The following is a 16,909-nucleotide window of genomic DNA, read 5'->3' on the forward strand; positions in this document are numbered from 1 at the left end:
GTAAAGAACATTTAAAATACGGGTCTTCGCAGACTTAACAAAGCCTCTATTTACTTAACGATCCATCTCCAATTTATTATATCCCTCTTCTGATGAAATATGAGAACGAAGGACAGACAGAGAAAAACAATTTTCGTACAATCTGAACTGCTTGCATCACATTATTTTATTTGGGAATGGGCTGTATCAGCTCAGGTGCATTATTTTGTGGATCATTCACTTTTTTACTTACACGCAAAACCGACATGTCCGTAAGCTGAATCTGATCACGGGCCTCCCTGAGAAGGGGTGCTGCCTGGTTCCCTTTCCCTTGAAGCCATTTATCAACATACTCCGAATTCAGCAAAACCGGCATAAACTCCGACATGGGCTGCACCAGCACATTCGATTCATCTTCAATGATTTTGAAATGAGTTGGTTCGGTATGCCCCCCATACACAATTCCCGCCATGGTAAGCAATGAGTGGTTAAGCAAGCGTACAAAGAACGGATATCCCTTTTCTGTGTCACCTTTCCAGATAAAAAAGCCGCTTGCCAATACGGAACAGCGAAACGTGTTGCCGCTTTGCAGCTCTTTATCAGCATCAGCCACCCTGATAAACGCATTACCGCCCGATTCCGGACCCCATCTCAATCTTTTAAAAATAATTTCCTCATCCTCGCGGTAAATCACCGGGATATGCTTGCCCGGAGTAATGTTGTAATCCGGTTCAAACAGATTATCCCTGATCGTGGAAATGCCAAGCCGGTTTTCCACCTCTTCTTTTGAAACAAAAAAGGCAAGTCTCTTCGACATAGTTTAAATAGCCTGATTAATATTGAATGCTTTGCTTACCAGATAACACTACCTTAAAAATGAATTATTTTTTACAGCGTTCAAAAATGAAAATCCTCTTTTATAACAATCATGAAAACAGGCTTCGCGCAGCGTGGAGGATTCTCATATTTTCTGTACTCCTGTTGAGCGGTATGCTTCTCTTTTCTGTTTTAACGAGTGGCAGCTCCGCTTTTTCCATTTTTATGGCGCTCTTCATCGTGCCATTGATTTGGTTCGCTGCAAAAAAGCTGGATAAACGGTCCATCCGAAATTACGGGTTATCACTATCCGGATCGTGGGTTCGCGACTTTGCAGCCGGAAATATCATGGCAGCCGCCTCCATGACGTTCCTGTTTTTGATAAGCCTGACAATGGACTGGGTCAGGATCGATGCATTTCAATTTCATTTCGATATACAATTCATTAGCGGGCTGCTCTATCTGCTGCTGCTGATGACGGCCGTAAGTGTATGGGAGGAAATTTATTTCCGAGGCTTTCTTATTACAAATCTGAAAGAGGGGCTCTATTTAAGATCCTGGGGAAACCGCGGTGCCGTGCTGCTTGCCGTCCTGATTTCATCCGTTTTTTTTGGGCTCATGCACTCCTGGAACCCAAATGCCGACTGGGCATCAACTTTGAACATTTCGATTGCTGGATTGGTGTTCGCTTATCCTTATATTGTAACCAATAGCATTGCCATTCCAATTGGCATGCACCTCTCCTGGAATTTTTTCCAGGGAGCAGTTTTTGGCTTACCGGTCAGTGGTACTACATTCGAACATATTTTGATGACTGTTGATGTAACCGGACCGGAAGTTTTTACCGGCGGGCAATTTGGCCCCGAAGCGGGCGCCGCCGGATTGATCGGGTTGATGATGTTACTCATATGCAATAGAGTCTATCTCAGCCGTTTTGTACATAGAGGTTGATAGTCCGGTAAGCATGCAGCACCGGCAGGATCAATACGCTGAGCCGGGTCCTTTTTATGGCCGCGGCTACTTGTAAATTGAATTATTGAATTAAATGAGGTATAACATTGTCGTTTAATCAGTTTCGACTACGCTCAGATATTTTAAAGGGCCTGAAGGACACTAAAATTGAAAGCCCTAATTCTCTACAGAAAAAAATCTTTAAAGCCGTTCAAACCGGGAATGACCTGGTCATTAATACTACAATCGATGAACAGCCGGAGGTAGGTTATCTTATTTCCCTGCTGAATCAGATTGCTCAGACAGACCGGCGACAGGGCACCCGCGCCATTATTCTGTCCGGTGACAAAGAGAGGGCTAAACAACTCGATGAATGGATATGGGCCATTGGTTATCATGCTTCCATAGAGAGTGCATGTATTACAGAAGATGGAGATCCTGAAGATCAGAAAAAAGCATTGTCTGCCGGCCCGGTTGTTATCGTTGCTACCCCGCACCGACTTGCAAGCCTGCTCGAAGAGAGCCGCACCATATTTCGGGAAGTGGAGCAGATGATTGTGGATCAGGCTGAAAACATTTCAGCCTGGAAGGATGTAGACTCTATCTCCAAAAGGATTATAAGTACGTGCCAGCGTATCTTTACAGCCTCCAGCGATAGCAAACAGCTTCGCGAAGCTGAAAAATCCCTGCTCACAGATCCTGAACTGGTAACGGTTGCTAAGAAGGAGAAAAAAGAAAAAGAGAGCACGACTGAAAAACCTGCCATTACCAAAGACCTAACGCAGTACTATATCAATGTTCCGCCGCGCTCTAAAATCTCGACCCTCATGGCGCATCTTAAACGCCATCAGGCCGATACGGTAATCATCTTTACAGCTTCCCGCCGCACAGCAGACAGACTCTACAAGATATTCAGAAAGAGCAACAAGAGAGCCGTTAGTATTCATGACCAGATAGACAAGAATACCTTTGATGAACGATTGGGCCGTTTTACCTCCGGGAATGTTCAGCATATTATAGTAGGTGAGCTTTCTGCCGCCGATATACCGCTTGAATACGCCACGCAAGTTATTAATTATGATGTACCCGAAGAGGTGGACGAGTACCGGCTGCGGGCTGATTTGGTTGGCGATGGAAAAGCCAGCAGAATACTATCCCTTGTTTCCAAACAAGACAGAAGCGATATACAGACGATCTGCGGATCGCTTGGTTACGCGCCGGAAGAAGTGCCCCTTCCCGAAGAGGTGAAGGAGAATGGATCCAAGGGAAAGCAAAAACCTAAAAAGACAACTTCAAAAAAATCCGGCGGACGCGGCAAAAAGGGAGGCCGGGGCAAGAAAAGGCCCCAGCGGGGATCAAAGAAAAAGCAGGGTGTTAACCTTGACGCTCTACCCAGGCCAACATTCGATCAGCTTGAGGGCGGAAGAAGCGGTAAGAAGAAAAAAGAGGAGAAAGAGGAAAAAGGCCTTGCCGGCTTCTTCAAGAAACTCTTTTCATAAATCACGTCTGTTCGAGATAAGAAGTTTAATTTAAAATGCCCCCTTTCCCGCTGGGATTCCTATGGGGCTGAGCATTAATTTTACTTCTGATTCCACCTGCATAACACCCTCCCCGCCATAAGGCGTACTCTCTTTCAGGACAGACTGCCGCTGTTGAATACACTCTGATCTTTAAGCTGCATGAATCCGGTTGATTAATCCAGCATCGCTTTAAACGTTTGATCTGTATCGTCCGGAGCCTGTGTATATAGGCTTACAAGCCAGGTAGCCAAAAGGGATGCAAAAAATCCCGGAATAAGTTCATACATGAGCTCTGACAATAATGGAATATAGTACCATACTATGGTGACAGCCGTTCCGGAAAAAAGGCCTGCAAAAATCCCGGCACGGGTAGTCTTTCTCCAGTAAAGGGCAAGAATGGATGTGGGGCCAATGGCCGCTCCCAATCCTGCCCATGCAAAAAGCACCAGCCAAAAAACCAGATCCTCAGCCAGAAAGCCGAATAACAGTGAGATAATGACGATGAACAGAACAACCATGCGGCTCAAAAAGACAAGCTTATTCTGTGATACATGTTCACCCTTTTTCAGAATCTTCTCATAGATGTCGCGAACTACGCTTGAAGCGGCAACCAGCAGCTGTGAATCGGCCGTGGACATGATAGCTGCAAATATAGACGCCAGCACAATACCGAATAGTACAGGGTGAAGATGCTGTTGGGCGAGCACCGGAAACAGATTCTCCGTATCACCGGCCGGAAGCATGGAAACATCGGGAAAATAGGCTCTGCCCGCCAACCCGATGAAAACCGCCCCCCAGGCCATAATCACATTCCAGCCGGTACCTATCAATGCAGCAGCTTTTAATTGTTTTGAGTCGTCAATCGACATGTATCTGGCCAGGATATGCGGATTTCCCGGTGAACCCAGGCCAATGCCCAGAAAGCCAATGGCTGCACCAGCCGAAAGCGAAAACGGATCCACAAACATTACATCCTGAGCCGAAATTTGTTGAAGAAGAGCTGGAAGCCCTCCGAAATCGATGATGGCAATAACGGGCAGCAGAACCAGCGAAAAAATCATAAATACTGCCTGTATCATATCACTCAGGCTGACAGCAAGAAATCCGCCCACAAGTGTATATACAAGAACGATACCCGCTGTGAGGAGGATTCCCGTATGCATTTCGAAACCGAAACCCGATGAAAATGCTTTTCCTCCGGCTACAAACTGTGCTGATACATAGCCGATCATAAATATGAGGAAAATGAGAACAAGGGTTGATCTCAGCCGGCCATTATCATCACCGAATCGTTCTGCAAAGAAATCAGGAATGGTGATGCAGTCGTATCGTTCAGTGAAGTTCCGTAACCGGCGGGCGTAATAGAGGAAAAGAAACAGTTCAACAATGATATAGCCTACGGCTGCCCAAATTGCTGAGGGACCCTGGGCATAAGCCATACCCGTAACCCCAAGCAAGAGCCATGCGCTTCTGCCTGAAACTACCGCAGAAAGAGCAACCACCACGCGATTCATTTTCCTGCCGCCGATAAAATATTCACTGATACCGCGGGAAGAAAACCTGGAAGCGTATATGCCAATTCCTATAATAAGTGCCAGATAACCGGCAAAAGCACCCGCAGCATACAGGTCAAGGGATACTGATAGTGACTCGGTTTCATTCATCGTTTATCCGCCTGCGTGACAGGAAATAGGCTGCTGCGATAATCAGTAGAGGCAAAACAAACATAATCAGATAAAATGAAACCATCTAAAATCTCCTTTATTTACAAAAATTTACCCCTGCTGAAAAAATTTATGAGCAATTGTTGTAACAAACTGCGCCTATACCCGTAGTTATGATATGATGTTTTGGTTAATGAAATGACTATCAAATAGTTCATAGGCCCGGCACCCTGAAAAGTGCCGGGTTCTTTTTTTTTGAGGCCTGCTTTAATCAGGGAAATATTCCCATACCGCCGTACATAAACGCCACTTTATCTATTGCACTTATAAAAGCGGCCGTTCTGAGGTCTACGCCCTTCGACTTTCTGATCTCATTAATTTCCCGGTAGGCATTCACCATTGTCTCTTCGAGTCCGGAATCAACTAGCTCCCTTTCACCACCTCCCTGGGCCAGAAATTCAAGCTCTTTTTCGGTAAACTTTCGGTCTGAGATGGTTTCAATCACTGACAGAATTTTCTTGTAACTATTCTCTTCAAAGCGCTTGCCCATTCTTCCGAACCGGACGTGCTGAATATTTTTGAGCCACTCAAAGTAGGATACCGTTACACCGCCTGCGTTCAGGTAATTATCGGGAATGATCAGTGCGCCACGTTTTTTAATAATTTCGTGCGCTTCATCGGTTGTAGGTCCGTTGGCAGCCTCGCCAATGATTTTAGCCTTTATTTTACCCGCATTATCCGCATTCAGCTGATTTTCCAATGCCGCCGGTATCAGTATATCACACTCTTTCTCAAGTACCGACTTGCTCGAACGTAATGTTTTGGTGCCCTCAAAACCGATAATGCCTCCGGACTCCTCCCGGTATGCCATCAGTTTTTCCAGGTCTATCCCCTTATCGCTATATATTGAGCCGTCTATCTCAGCAACGCCGATTAACCGGGCTCCACCCTCAATCATATACTTGGCAGAATGGTATCCAACATTACCCAGCCCCTGGACAATAAATGTTTTTCCTTCAAGGCCGCGCTCCAGCCCAATGGCTTTCATATCTTCCTCATTGTCGCAGGCTTCCTTAATGCCAAAAAAGACTCCTCGTCCGGTCGCCTCTGTACGGCCGCGAATTCCTCCCTGTCCCACAGGTTTTCCGGTTACACAGCCTTCCGCATTGATGTCGGAACTGATCTGCCTGTAAGTGTCAAATATCCATGCCATCTCTTTTGAACTGGTACCGTAGTCGGGAGCCGGCACGTCATTACCCGGGCCTATAAAGTTCTTTTTATAAAGCTCAAATGCATATCGCCGGGTGATTTTTTCCAATTCCTCTTCTGAATATTTTGACCGATCGATCATGATACCACCCTTGGCGCCGCCGAACGGTACATCCACTACAGCGCACTTATAGGTCATCAGTGCAGCAAGCGCCATCGTCTCATCCTCATTCACGGTCATGCTGTAACGAATTCCGCCTTTGGTCGGCATTTTGTGATGGCTGTGCTCGACCCGCCATGCGTGAATTACCTCAATGCTCCCGTCTTGTCTTTCGAGAGGGAAGGTAATGTGCAAAACGTCATTGCACGCCTTCATCTGTTCGAGCAGTCCCTTGCTGTGATTTGTAAACGCTGCCGCCTTATCAAAGGCTTTGTTAACCTGTTCGAAAAACTTGTATCCTTTCATTATTTATCGGGTTGTAAGTTATGGTAGTATGAATCGTATTGCATTGTCGTAATTCTGATTTTCACATCCAAATCATTCTGAACCTTTAGCTTAGCAGATTTTTTTTATGTACGATTTTCCACCTGTCGGGAAGACCGTTAATTTCCGCGAGAGCTATTGATTGTATATGCAATTTTTCAGGAATCCCCATCTCAAGCTTACTGAATTGGTCTTTGATTTTACTGCATGAGTTAAATCCATAGTAGATCGATGCATGAAAATTTTCTTTCCGGCCATATTTTCCCCCAAGAAGTAAATCCATTGATTCAGAATATTCCAGGAGCTCTTCCGGCTTATTTACCGAAATATAGAATCGCTGAAAGGGAGGGTCTCCGCAAATCAAATCTTTTGTATATACATTTAACGTTCTGTTTCGGGATGAAAATGAGTCCAGAATATCTGCAAGCCGCTCATATGCAGCAGATTCGGGTACAGACGAAAGCGTGATATGGGGTATGAACGGCGGCGAAGAAAGGCGGAGAGCCATTTGATTTATAAGGGAGGACAGATTTTGAGCAGCATACTCATCCGGCAGCAACCAGTATGAGTAACCTGTGGTCTCCTTTAGTTTATCCAAAGCAGAATAGTTTCGGATTTCGAATCATCCCCTTCATACATGCTTGTATGTATGAAGGGCCTGAGTCTAATAAGGTTCGCTTGCTGAGGCGTCAGCTACGGAGTCAGAGTGGAAACTGAATACATTTATTAAAAACAAAAATGCAATAGAGCCCAACGCAGCATAAACCAATGGCCCGAAAAGGCCCAATATGATGCAGATTACACCAATTATCAGGGATCCGACTGCGCCCCACACAACATTACCGATTGTTCCGATGCCTCTTTTAATCATCAGCAGATCTGTAAGATAACCGACAAGCATTCCGATGGATATCAGCCAGTAAATAGTGGCCCCGTTTAACTCTTCCATTCAATCATTCCTAAAATTTGTGTTTCTTTCCATAAAGCAAGAAAGGTACTAATTTAGAAGTTTCTTTGCCTCATTCACAGACGAAATTTACCCATGAATAGCAGAGCAGCTGAGCCCCGGAAAATCATTCATGTGGATATGGATGCTTTTTACGCCTCTGTTGAGCAGCGTGACAAGCCGGAATATCGCGGCAAACCCGTAGTTGTTGGGGGCTCACCTCAGGGAAGAGGAGTGGTAGCCGCAGCAAGCTATGAGGCACGCAAATTCGGTATACATTCTGCCATGCCGGCATCGCGTGCCGTTCAGCTCTGTCCGAATGCCGTTTTTTTAAAACCGCGGTTTGACGTTTACAAAGAGGTATCGGGTCAAATACGCGAGATCTTTTTTGAATATACTGACCTTGTGGAACCTCTCTCCCTGGATGAAGCCTACCTGGACGTTACGGTGAACCGCAAAAACAACCCCTCTGCCACCCTCATTGCACGGGAGATTAAAAAAAGGATTCGCAATGCAACGGAACTGACCGCTTCGGCAGGTGTTGCAGGAAATAAGTTTCTGGCCAAAATCGCTTCCGACCTTGACAAGCCGAACGGATTGAGCATCATCACTCCCGATGAAGCCGAAGCATTTATCGAGCAGCTGCCCATCGGCGACTTTTACGGAGTGGGAAAGGCAACACAACAGAAAATGGAAAAGCTGGGCATCCGCACAGGCAAGGACCTGAAAAAATGGAGTGAGGTGGATCTGGTTAAACAGTTCGGCAAGTCGGGCCACCACTATTACCGGATTGCACGAGGCATTGACAACCGAACCGTTAAACCGGACCGAATTCGAAAGTCGATCGGAAAAGAGCGCACATTTTCTGAGGATGTGTCGGACCTGGAATGGATTCATGAGTTCCTGGACGAGCTGTCCGGTAAAATCTCGCAATCGATGAAAAAACTGGATGCTTCCGGCAAGACCATAACGCTAAAGGTTCGTTACCGCAATTTTGAAACCGTAACCAGAAGTGCAACTCTCCACCACTATACCCATAGCGCTGAGGAGCTTGCAGCAACGGCAAAAACCCTGCTGGCTGAGACGGAGGCTGGAATAAGGGAGGTCAGGCTACTGGGAATTTCCGTATCATCCCTCAACCTTACAGAAGGCGGTTCTTTTGGAGAACAACTTGAACTGCCATTCAGGCTGGCCGCAGGGAAAACCACAAAGTAGATATCGCTGTCAATGATCCCAACGGAACCCCGGCATCACAAGAAATGTAAAAACAGAATACACACCGCATCAGCATGGATCCCGTAACCCAAGGCCTTGTAGGAGCTTCGGCAGCCTTTCTGTTCTCCGACAGCGAGAAGGCCCGGCCTGCAGCGCTCACAGGGGCTCTTTCCGCCATGGCGGCAGACCTGGATATTTTTATTGCAAGCCCGAGCGATCCGCTGCTCAACATTGAAATGCACCGCCAGTTTACGCATTCGCTTCTTTTTATTCCCGCAGGCGCCCTGCTTGTATCCGTTGTTCTCTATCTTTTTTTGAAAAAGCGGTTGAATTTCCGCCAGCTTTACATCTACTCATTTGCGGGATTTTCAACGGCAGGGCTACTGGACGCCTGTACCAGCTACGGTACCCAGCTTCTCTGGCCATTTGCAGATACCCGAATTGCCTGGAGCGTTATTTCTATTTTTGATCCGCTCGTTACGGCCGGACTGATTCTGTTTGTTGTTCCGGCCCTGATAAAGAAGAAAAAACGATTTGCATACATGTCCCTGGGCTGGCTGACTCTGTTTCTGCTTTATGGTCTATTGCAGCAGCAGCGTGCTGAATCGGCGGCGGAGCGCCTGGCGGACAGCCGTTCCCATTCTCCAACAGAGTGGGTTGTAAAGCCCACGCTTGGTAATCAGATTCTGTGGCGGGTTAACTACAAGCAGGGCGGCAAAATTTATACAGACGCCATCCGGACCGGTATTTTTTCAGGAATCCGAATTTATGAGGGCGAAAGCAGTGATGAAGTAAATCCGCAGTCGGAATATAAAAACATTGAAGGCACCACGCTCTATCGTGACCTGCTCCGTTTTGAAGCACTCAGCGATGGATACCTGGTGCGCCATCCTGAACGCCCTGATGTAATCGGTGACGCCAGGTTCTCTATGCTGCCAACTTCCATAACCCCGCTCTGGGGCATAGAGGCAGACACCACGCTGACAGGCCGGCATGCACCCTTTCTCTATTTCAGGGATTCGGGCCAGGAAGTGAGGAATGAGTACCTCAGAATGTTAACACATAATTAATCTTCGCCGATTTTTTTCGCTCCTCTAAAACTTTTTTGAATCCCCTGTCGTCTTAAACATAAACCCACAAACCAATAACAACAGCGTCAAATTGAACGAAATGGACGACATTTCGCTGATACGACTGGCCCAAAACGGGGATGCCAACGCATTCAATGAGCTTGCACAGCGCTGGCAGGGAAAAATTCACCGGTTTGTATACGGGTTCTTTGGAAATGCAGACGATGCCGGAGAGATTACGCAAAAAACATTGATTCGCGTATACAGAAAGGTTCAGGACCTGGATGATCCGGCCCGTTTTTCGTCCTGGATCTACCGCATAGCCAACAACCTTTGCCTGGATGAACTGAAGCGCGCAGGACGCAGGAGGTCAACCCCTCTGAACGGAGAAGAGACACTGATCGCCGATTCGCCCAGCCGCACTCCCGCAGGACAGCTGGAAAACAGGGAGCTGGGCGAAATTATTCAGGATGCATTGGTCCTGCTGCCTGACGAACAGCGAATTGTTATTGTTTTGAAAGAATATGAAGGGATGAAGTTTCGGGAAATTGCCGACATCCTTGAGGAGCCCGAAAATACAATCAAATCAAGAATGTATTACGGGCTAAAAACCCTCAGAAACACATTAACAAAGTGGAACATACCCAAGGAGTACCTGAACCATGAATAAAGAAGAAACCAGAAACCGTCTGATGGACTATCTCTACGATGAGATGGAAAGCGAGGAAAGAGCCGCATTTGAGAAGCAGCTTTCAGCCGATAAGGAGCTTCAGAATGAACTGAATGAACTGAAGTCTGCGCGATCGCTTTTTTCGAACATACCGTATGAAGCCCCATCCGGTTTGCTCTTCCAGGTGAATGATAAATCATCTGAACCGGACAGGGAGTCGCTGCCTGATGCGGAACAGCGCACTGCCCGCGGAGCATCCATTTACTCACTGTTCGGGCGCGGACTTGCAGCGGCAGCCATCTTACTGATCGGTGTATTTATTACCGCTTTTGCCGGCATCGAGTTTGGCAAAACGGAGAGCGGGTTCTATCTCACAATCGGTGAGCCTCCTGCCGTATCACAATCCGGACTCAGCGAGGAAGATGTGCTGAATGTGGTGACCCAGATGCGCGAGGAGAACGCCATCATGATGGCGGCCATGCTCGATCAGGCTCAGGCACAACAGAATGAGCAGCTTGAGGAGGCCATCAACATTCTAACGACTTACTATGAGGATCGCCGTCAGCAGGACCTGATGCTTATTTCAGAGGGTTTCAACCAGCTGGAGAGAGACACCTACTCCCGCTTCCGGCAGACAGATGAAACACTGGGCAACCTTATCTACGCACTGAGCAACCCATAAAGATTAAACATTTATATTATGAAGACACTTATCAAACTGATCCTGATTATCATTGCCATACTGCTCGGTGAACAACAGTTACAAGCTCAGAATGCCAATAATCAGATTGACTCCCAGATCCGAATCGCCGAAAGTATTCTGGAAGAGATATTTAAAAGCCCGGATTCCAATGCGCGTAATTTTTTTCCGGGGGGGCAAAAATTGGTACAAGGTGAATACATACCCGGCATAGGGGTGCACTTCAAAATTGACATCAGCCAATCCAGGTTTTACATGGACAGAGACAGCAGCAAAACAATATCCGGTAGTGTTGTAACCAAAGAATGGGTAGAGGAAAGAATGCTGGAGTACTACAACGGATATGCGGCGCAGCTGCGAAGCGTGCCCGACAGGGAGCAGGTGCGAATCACGTACGGTTCCGATACCATAAACCGGAGTGTTTTCATAATTGGGCGTCGACAGGAGATTTCATATGAAAGTCCTGAAACAATCACCGCCTGGGCATCCATGTCCGACATCAAAGCGTATGCATCCGGAAATTTGTCTGAACGTCAGTTTCGCGAACGTCTGACGATACAGGATATAAGTGAACAGGATGAAAGGAGGGATCTTAACATTTTTGCCTCTGTCCTGGAAACCGCCATGAACAGCGCCGAAACCGAACATCTTCGTGTTCGGCGTGAACCCACCTACGAATACCTGCCGGGTTACGGGGTTCATTATCACGTACGCGTCGGTACAGGATCTTCGTTTTCATTCGGAATTCTGGAAGACATCGCCGTAGATCTTGACGAGGCGGATCTTGAGGATTTTGATATAGAGATCGATCTGGGTGACATTGATGTGGATCAGAACAGATTCGAGTTTGATCTCGACAGCATGGACATTTCTATACAGAGAATGGCCGATTCTATGAAGGTTTATGCAGAGGGCATCCGGATCGATACGGCGCAGCTCAGGCAGCACGCTGAGCAGGCCCGTCAGCAAGCCGAACAGATGCGGCAGCGTTTTGAACTTCGGATTGCAGAGAGAGACAGCGTTGATCTGTCAGGCGATGCCGAACTGATGATGGACGAGCTAATACAAACCATGCGAGATTATTCCGGAACGCTGGCCAGTCTTGAGGAGGATCAGCTGCTGGTGATTACCCTGCACTGGGAAGGACGGAACCCGTCGCTGCCAGAACGCACGCAAATCCGCATAATCAAAGGCGATCTGCAGCGGGGCGCTGAGCCGGAAATTGAAGAAATCAGGCGTAGATAACCTGACCCGTGAAACCTCAGAAAAAAGCCGCTGACCCGATACAGGTCAGCGGCTTTTTATTTGTTCCTTTAACGGAGTCTTCGGATAATCTGACCCTGTCTCCCGGTCAGCTTGACCGGGGGGCATGATCGATGGAGGGTACTATCCGTCTCACGATCAGCCTGACCGTGCAGAAGAAGTAACACATCAAAGCCCTACGGCAGAACTCCTCAAGAGCAACCCTGCAAGTAGGTTAAGCGGGCAAGCTGCCCGCTGGACTAAGGAAGTCCCTCCTTCAACCGTTCAAGGTATAAGACACCCCGGACTGGATGTCCAGGGAACTTGGGACAAACCCGTTGAATGTTATTCTAAATAATCAAATATTTCCCTGAATTGAACGGAGAGAATATAATCCTACATCCATGCCTTTCTACAGGAGAAATCTTCCGCACTTGCAAGAGCCGGGGGCTGAGTACTTTGTAACCTTTCGATTAGCGGGTTCTCTTCCTAAAGAAGTGATTCTGCAACTCAAGGAATCCAGGCATTTTTTGGAAAAAGATTTTTGCAAGGACGTCGATTATCAGCTCAGAAAACGCAGGATTGACGAATTGTTTTTCAAAAAATACGAGTCATTATTGGACAGTCAGAGCACAGGACCTCATTGGCTGAAGAAAAAATCTATTGCTGCTATCGTGATGGAAGCACTTCATTTTCGCGATCGTAAAGAATACGATCTATATGCCTATTGCATTATGAGCAATCACGTGCACATCGTATTCAAAGATCTCTCTCCATATCAATTGAACCCGATACCCGAAAAAGAAAAGGAGAAAGCATTTCCGGTAACAAAAATCATGCACAGCCTGAAGTCCTACACCGCGTTAATGGCCAACAGGAAATTAAACAGAACCGGTGCTTTCTGGCATGAAGAGAGCTACGACCGAATGATCCGAAGTGAAACAGAGCTGGAAAACACCATCAGGTATACATTAAACAATCCCGTCAAAATAAATCTTGTAACAGATTGGTGGGATTGGCCATATAATTACTGTAAACCCGAGTTTTCGGAGAGTTTTTAATTTGCTCAATAAACAATCTTTGGACAAGCTGTCCGGGGTACATGTTCCAACATAAAGTAGTGCCCCTCCGGTCAGCCTGACCGTGCAGAAGAAGTAACACATCAAAGCCCTACGGCAGAACTCCTCAAGAGCAACCCTGCAAGCAGGTTAAGCGGGCAAGCTGCCCGCTGGACTAAGGAAGTTCCTCCTTCAACCATTTAAGGTATAAGACACCCCGGACAGGCTGTCCGGGGGACTTGGGACAAACCCGCACTCACCCATTCAGCGTATAATCGAGCGTAATATCGGCATTGAGCACTTTGGACACGGGGCATCCCTTTTTCGCGCCTTCTGCAAGCTCGTCGAACTTGTCGTTTTCAATTCCCGGAACTTTGGCATCCAGTTTCAGGGCAATTTTGGTAATGGCCCAACCGCCATTCTGCTTATCAAGCGAGAGTTCTGCATCCACGCTGAGTGTATCTGCCGTATATCCCTCTTTCTCCAGGGCAACACTGAGAGCCATGGCATAGCATCCTGAATGGGCGGCTGCAATCAGCTCTTCCGGATTGGTCCCAAGTTTACCATCTTCATTTTCAAAGCGTAATTTTACGGAGTACGGCTGCTCGTCGAATGCACCGCTTTGCGTGGTTAGCATTCCTTTTCCGCTGGTGCCGGCTCCTTTCCAAACTGCTTTCGCTGTACGTTTCATAGATTTTCAATCAATGGGTTAATGGTTGTTTAATAACAAAGAAATTGCGGAATATTTCGTTCACCCTTTACACTGATCTCACTCTCCTAGCTGCCCGAAAGTAATGTAAAATGAACCTTTTAAACGATTGCACTGCATGCCTATGCTCCCGGGAGCCCGATAAAAAATTTTTCACATCAGTAACATTTTGAACACGCTTTCGTAGAGTGACGAAGATAACGAATCAACAACAAATTTTGATATATGATGGGAAATCGACGCACTCGAAAACGAATCTGGATCACACTGACAACTGTAATTATTCTGGGCGGAGGTGCATTTTTTCTGATCTACAGTCAGTCTTCTGATGATGAAGTTCAGGAAGATCCGCATGTGGTCGCCGAGGTAGGCACCGTAATTGAAAAAGCACTCGCGGTGGGCACAATTGAGCCTGACAATGAAATTGAAGTAAAGTCAAAAATTTCGGGCGTGGTCAATAAAATTTATGCCGAACCGGGCGACTACGTGGAAGAAGGCGATCCACTTATTGAAGTGCGGCCGGACCCCACCCCGCTTGAGCTGGCTGAAGCCAAACGGAATGTAGAACGAACCGAAATTGAGAAAGAGAATCTCTCAAGGGAGATGGAAAGAATGCGGGTACTCCGGGAAAGCAATCTTGCATCCGATGCTGAATTTGAGGAACTCGAGCAGCGGTTCAAGGATGTTCAGATTCGCCTTCAGATCAATCAGGAAAGGCTTCAACTGCTTGAAACAGGCAGAATTACAATGGGAGACACCATGATCGAATCAATTATTCGCGCGCCCATCGACGGATATATTCTTGAAAAAATGGTGGATGTTGGTGAGCCCGTTGTGCCCCTTACCTCGTACCAGGCAGGTACGGCATTGATGAGCATTGCCGGTATGGACCAGCTTCTGTTCAAAGGCACGGTTGATGAAATTGATGTAGGCAAAATGACGGAAGGGATGAAAGCTGAAATCAAGATTGGCGCTGTTCCGGGCTCCGTGGTTTATGGCGAAGTATCCAGAATTTCCCTCAAGGCAACTACTGAAGACAACGCAACCGTATTTCCGGTTGAAATTACAATCACCGATCCAAATGACGTGGTTCTGCGCGCCGGCTACTCTGCCAACGCAGACATTATCATTGAACAGATGGTTGATGTTGTAACCATACCTGAACGGGTCATCATACTGCGGGACGGCCAAAGCTATGTGGAAATTCCTGGAGTTCAGCCTGGCACCCGGGAAGAGATTATGATTGAGACCGGTTTGAGTGATGCGATTACCACGGCTGTGGTTGAAGGCCTCGAAGAGGGCGACAAAGTTCTTGAGAAACCCGTACGAGAGCTTGCCATCCGATAACAAGGCCGATTGATTGCCAGCTACCGGTTCAGCCGTTGGTTTGGTCTGGGTCTACCGCAGTTACTATAGACATTTGATTTATGACACTCTTAAACCATATCTCTGAACTTTTCAAAAACCTTAGACAGCAGAAGCTTCGAAGCTTTCTCACCATCTTTGGGATTATGTGGGGAACCGCTACCCTTATTCTGCTTCTTGCTTTTGGGTTCGGATTTCGCGACCAGACCGTCCTGAATATGAGAGGCATGGGAGACCAGCTTGCCATCATGTTTCCGGGCCAGACAACCAAAGCCTTTGAAGGCTATGGAGTCGGCCGGCCGGTTCGATTCAGGGAAGCTGATGCACAAATGCTTGAGGAACAGATCTCCGACATTGGTGTAGCTACCCCCGAATATTCAAGAAATATGACTATATCCAACGGTCAAAGCCGCCGGAGCTCATCGGTTGGGGGAGTCATGCCCGTGTACAGCAATTTGAGAAATATCTTTGAACAGCCTGGCGGTCGATGGCTAAATGAGAATGACATTCAGGATCGGCGACGGGTTATTTTTATCGGCAATAAATTGGCGGAAAACCTTTTTGCCGACGAAGATCCGGTCGGAAAACGGGTGCTGGTAGATGATACGCCTTTCACAGTGATCGGTGTAATGCAGGAAAAACTGCAAAACAGCTCCTACAACCAGCGCGACGAGGACCGCGCATTCATTCCTGCCTCTACATTTTCGGTAATGGCGGGTACCGACCTGATAAACAATATTCTTTATGTGCCTGTAAGCGCAGAAATCGCGCCTGCGGTGCGGGACCAGGTTTACGAGGTGATGGGCAAGATACATCGTTTTGACCCATCCGACACGGATGCTATCGGGCTTTGGGACACTAATGAGTTCTGGTCTTTTATTGACGTCATGTTTCTGGGAATCAACGGCTTCCTTGGACTGATCGGATTCTTCACCCTGGCGGTAGGTGGTATCGGTGTGGCCAACATCATGTTTGTGGTTGTGCAGGAGCGTATGAAAGAGATCGGGATTCGCAGATCGGTCGGAGCCCGCCGTCATCACATCATGGGTCAGTTTTTTGTTGAAACATTTATGATTATCGGCATCGGTGCCGCAGCGGGATACGGAATCGGATGGCTTCTGGTGATGGCCACTCAAAACCTGCCCATCAAGGAATTTGTTGGTGCCCCGTTCTTTGCTCCGGAAGTAGGCATGCTGGCATTTCTGGTACTTGCTATTGTAGGACTTGCGGCAGGATTTCTGCCGGCCTGGAGGGCGTCACGGCTCGATATTGTGGAATGCCTGCGGAATTAACAGAGAATCTTCATCATTG

16 protein-coding genes are annotated in these 16,909 nt (G+C 47.3%); 10 read left to right on the top strand and 6 right to left on the bottom strand.

Annotated elements, in window-relative coordinates:
* Positions 1 to 166: 166 nt before the first annotated feature.
* On the bottom strand, positions 167 to 796 hold the full coding sequence (locus DDZ15_RS11675) for an SOS response-associated peptidase (RefSeq protein WP_109647283.1): 630 nt from the start codon (positions 794 to 796) through the stop codon (positions 167 to 169).
* An 86-nt stretch (positions 797 to 882) separates the two neighbouring features.
* Here DDZ15_RS11675 and DDZ15_RS11680 point away from each other — a divergent pair, with 86 nt between their 5' ends.
* Positions 883 to 1,746 carry a CPBP family intramembrane glutamic endopeptidase gene (locus tag DDZ15_RS11680; RefSeq protein ID WP_158278697.1) on the top strand — a complete coding sequence of 288 codons (864 nt, stop codon included), beginning with the start codon at positions 883 to 885 and terminating at the stop codon, positions 1,744 to 1,746.
* Positions 1,747 to 1,853: 107 nt separating this feature from the next.
* Complete coding sequence (locus DDZ15_RS11685) at positions 1,854 to 3,245, top strand: DEAD/DEAH box helicase (RefSeq protein ID WP_109647285.1); 1,392 nt, start codon at positions 1,854 to 1,856, stop codon at positions 3,243 to 3,245.
* Between the two features lie 194 nt (positions 3,246 to 3,439).
* Here DDZ15_RS11685 and DDZ15_RS11690 read toward each other — a convergent pair whose 3' ends face one another.
* The 4 genes from DDZ15_RS11690 to DDZ15_RS11705 all read right to left on the bottom strand — a co-directional run bounded on the left by DDZ15_RS11690 (position 3,440) and on the right by DDZ15_RS11705 (position 7,572).
* Complete coding sequence (locus DDZ15_RS11690; RefSeq protein WP_109647286.1) at positions 3,440 to 4,930, bottom strand: sodium/proline symporter; 1,491 nt, start codon at positions 4,928 to 4,930, stop codon at positions 3,440 to 3,442.
* A gap of 271 nt (positions 4,931 to 5,201) precedes the next feature.
* The gene (locus DDZ15_RS11695; protein ID WP_109647287.1) at positions 5,202 to 6,605 is read right to left on the bottom strand and encodes a Glu/Leu/Phe/Val family dehydrogenase; all 1,404 of its coding nucleotides are present in this window, start codon (positions 6,603 to 6,605) and stop codon (positions 5,202 to 5,204) included.
* An 85-nt stretch (positions 6,606 to 6,690) separates the two neighbouring features.
* Positions 6,691 to 7,221, bottom strand: coding sequence for a hypothetical protein (locus DDZ15_RS11700; RefSeq protein WP_158278698.1), 531 nt, complete (start codon positions 7,219 to 7,221; stop codon positions 6,691 to 6,693).
* Positions 7,222 to 7,287: 66 nt separating this feature from the next.
* Complete coding sequence (locus tag DDZ15_RS11705) at positions 7,288 to 7,572, bottom strand: hypothetical protein (RefSeq protein WP_109647289.1); 285 nt, start codon at positions 7,570 to 7,572, stop codon at positions 7,288 to 7,290.
* A 93-nt stretch (positions 7,573 to 7,665) separates the two neighbouring features.
* Between DDZ15_RS11705 and dinB the strand changes: the two genes are divergently transcribed.
* The 6 genes from dinB (at position 7,666) to DDZ15_RS11735 (ending at position 13,527) form a co-directional block, all read left to right on the top strand.
* Positions 7,666 to 8,784, top strand: a complete 1,119-nt coding sequence (dinB, locus tag DDZ15_RS11710) for a DNA polymerase IV (RefSeq protein WP_109647290.1) — start codon at positions 7,666 to 7,668, stop codon at positions 8,782 to 8,784.
* A 74-nt stretch (positions 8,785 to 8,858) separates the two neighbouring features.
* Positions 8,859 to 9,854: a metal-dependent hydrolase gene (locus DDZ15_RS11715; protein WP_109647291.1), complete on the top strand. Its 996-nt coding sequence runs from the start codon at positions 8,859 to 8,861 to the stop codon at positions 9,852 to 9,854.
* Positions 9,855 to 9,954: 100 nt separating this feature from the next.
* Entirely contained in the window at positions 9,955 to 10,524 is a 570-nt protein-coding gene (locus DDZ15_RS11720; RefSeq protein ID WP_109647292.1) for an RNA polymerase sigma factor, read from the top strand.
* Positions 10,517 to 11,206: an anti-sigma factor family protein gene (locus DDZ15_RS11725; RefSeq protein ID WP_109647293.1), complete on the top strand. Its 690-nt coding sequence runs from the start codon at positions 10,517 to 10,519 to the stop codon at positions 11,204 to 11,206. The genes DDZ15_RS11720 and DDZ15_RS11725 overlap by 8 nt, the downstream gene beginning before the upstream one ends.
* An 18-nt stretch (positions 11,207 to 11,224) precedes the next feature.
* Complete coding sequence (locus DDZ15_RS11730) at positions 11,225 to 12,469, top strand: hypothetical protein (RefSeq protein ID WP_109647294.1); 1,245 nt, start codon at positions 11,225 to 11,227, stop codon at positions 12,467 to 12,469.
* Positions 12,470 to 12,996: 527 nt separating this feature from the next.
* The gene (locus DDZ15_RS11735; protein ID WP_158278699.1) at positions 12,997 to 13,527 is read left to right on the top strand and encodes a transposase; all 531 of its coding nucleotides are present in this window, start codon (positions 12,997 to 12,999) and stop codon (positions 13,525 to 13,527) included.
* A gap of 253 nt (positions 13,528 to 13,780) precedes the next feature.
* On the opposite strand, the gene DDZ15_RS11740 is transcribed toward DDZ15_RS11735, so the two are convergent.
* Complete coding sequence (locus DDZ15_RS11740) at positions 13,781 to 14,215, bottom strand: OsmC family protein (RefSeq protein ID WP_109647296.1); 435 nt, start codon at positions 14,213 to 14,215, stop codon at positions 13,781 to 13,783.
* A gap of 243 nt (positions 14,216 to 14,458) precedes the next feature.
* Here DDZ15_RS11740 and DDZ15_RS11745 point away from each other — a divergent pair, with 243 nt between their 5' ends.
* On the top strand, positions 14,459 to 15,580 hold the full coding sequence (locus DDZ15_RS11745; RefSeq protein WP_109647297.1) for an efflux RND transporter periplasmic adaptor subunit: 1,122 nt from the start codon (positions 14,459 to 14,461) through the stop codon (positions 15,578 to 15,580).
* Positions 15,581 to 15,660: 80 nt separating this feature from the next.
* Entirely contained in the window at positions 15,661 to 16,890 is a 1,230-nt protein-coding gene (locus DDZ15_RS11750; protein ID WP_109647298.1) for an ABC transporter permease, read from the top strand.
* Positions 16,891 to 16,909: the final 19 nt, after the last annotated feature.

This window comes from Rhodohalobacter mucosus (genome assembly GCF_003150675.1).
GTDB classification, from domain to species: Bacteria; Bacteroidota; Rhodothermia; order Balneolales; family Balneolaceae; genus Rhodohalobacter; species Rhodohalobacter mucosus.